Genomic DNA, 2,038 nt, shown 5'->3' with positions numbered 1-2,038 from the left:
CACCCCGCCGCCGGGCGCCATCACCGACGACCGCGCGGTCGGCGACATCCTGGTCCGCTTCACGCCGCCGGCCGTCGATACCTCGCTGCAGGCCGGCGAACTGCTGGCCCAGGCCAAGGGACCGATCCGCTTCGTGGTCAAGCGCCCGATGTCCGGCGGCACCTGGCTGGTCACCGCGATCTCGCCGTCGCCGGAGGCCACCATCGAGCAGGCGGTCACCACGCTGCGCGCGCTGCCGCGCATCGAGGCGGCCGAGGCAGACCGCCGCCTGACGCCCAGCCGGCCCAAGCCGACCGGGCGCGACATGCCGGCGAACTGAAGACCGGGCGACGGCTGCCGTTAACCCGGATCGGGAAAGCGGCCAGGCAGGCGGACCACGCAGGCGGCTCAAGGCAGCCGACCGAGAAAGGCGAAACCGCCCCGGACGTCACCCCGATAGCGTGCGCTGTCGGACGAGCGCCGATTGCCCGCCCGCATTCCCCCAACTATCTTTGAGCCACATGCCCGCGAGCGCCGGCCCCTGCACCCCGGCTTCGCCCCTCCCGGAGGTGTTCATGCCGCGTTCGATTCCGCCCGTCGCCCTGCGTCTGGTCCTGGCCGCCGCCGTCTCGGCGGGCGCCATCCTGCCCCCTTCGGCCGCGATGGCCGCGACGAGTCCGGACGCCCGCCCGGCCCCGGTCTACAGCGGCAACATCATCGTCCGCTGGAAGGACGCCCCCGCCGGCACCGCGCTGATGCCGGCCGAGGCCGCCGCCGAACAGGTGCGCAAGGTCGCCGAGCAGACCGGCATCGGACTGACCGTCAAGCGGCAGATGGGCGGCAACCTGGCGTTGCTCGGCGTGCCGGCCGGCAAGGGCGCCGATCCGGAGGCGGTGGCCGCGCAGCTGCGCCAGGATCCGCGCGTGGCGGACGCGGTGCCGGACCGCTGGCTGCGGCTGCACGACACGGTGCCGAACGATCCCGAGTTCGCCATCAACCAGCCTTATCTGGGCTCGCCCGCGGTCATCCCGGGCGCCGCCAATCTGCCCGCCGCCTGGGACCGTTCGCGTGGCAGCGAAGGCCTGGTGATCGCGGTGGTCGATACCGGCGTGCTGCCGCATCCGGACCTGGCGGCGCGGCTAGTGAGCGGCTATGACTTCATCGCCGATCCGCTGTATTCGCAGGACGGCGACGGCCGCGATGGCGACCCGACCGATGCCGGCGACTTCGTGCCGCAGGGCTTCGCCTGCCCCGGCATGCCGGCCGCGCAAAACCAGCGTCCCAGCACCTGGCATGGCACCCGCGTCGCCAGCGTGCTGGGCGCGGTGACCAATAACGGCCAGGACATCGCCGGGGTCGACTGGAGCGCGCGCATCCAGCCGCTGCGCGTTTCGGGCCGCTGCGGCGCCCTGCTGTCCGATACCGTCGACGCGATGCGCTGGGCCGGCGGCCTGCCGGTACCGAACGTCCCGAACAATCCCACGCCGGCGCGCGTGGTCAATATCAGCCTCGGCGCAGGTACTTGCAGCAGCTTCGAGCAGCAGGCGGTGGATGAGCTCGCCGCGCGCGGCGTCGTCGTGGTGGCCGCCGCCGGCAACAGCGCCGGCGCGGTGGAAGCGCCGGCCGACTGCCGTGGCGTGATCGCGGTGACCGCCCATGTCAACGACGGCGAAAACGCCAGCTATGCCAACGTCGGCCCGCAGATCGCGATCAGCGCGCCCGGTGGCGGCTGTGCCAACAGCAAGGTGTCCAACGGGACCTGCCTGGCTCCGCCGTCGACGATCCGCACGCTGACCAACGACGGCGAAACGACGGCGCGCAATTACACCCTGGTGAACTCGCAGGGCACCAGCTTCGCCGCGCCGATGGTGTCGGGCGTCGCCTCGCTGATGCTGGCGGTCAACGGCAACCTGACCAGCGCCCAGGTCACCGAACTGCTCAAGAGCAGCGCGCGCCCGCATCCGGCCAATACCTATTGCACGACGGGCAATAACGCCGGCAATTGCGGCGCCGGGTTGCTGGACGCGAACCGCGCGCTGGCCGCGGCCGCGGGTGCGCC

The 2,038-nt window shown here is 72.3% G+C and carries 2 protein-coding genes; both read left to right on the top strand.

Annotated features, from left to right (window positions below; translation table 11 throughout):
- A partial coding sequence (locus AC6EI8_RS26235; RefSeq protein ID WP_498383356.1) for a hypothetical protein occupies positions 1 to 319 on the top strand: 319 nt, incomplete at its 5' end.
- 235 nt (positions 320 to 554) lie between these two features.
- Positions 555 to 2,038, top strand: a 1,484-nt coding sequence (locus tag AC6EI8_RS26230; RefSeq protein WP_498383354.1) for a rhombosortase-dependent MprA family serine protease, incomplete at its 3' end; no start/stop codon positions are given.

Source organism: Cupriavidus sp. R6-3, from assembly GCF_059772245.1.
The sequence above is the reverse complement of the archived record's forward strand: the minus strand, read 5'-3'. Positions and strand labels throughout refer to the sequence as shown.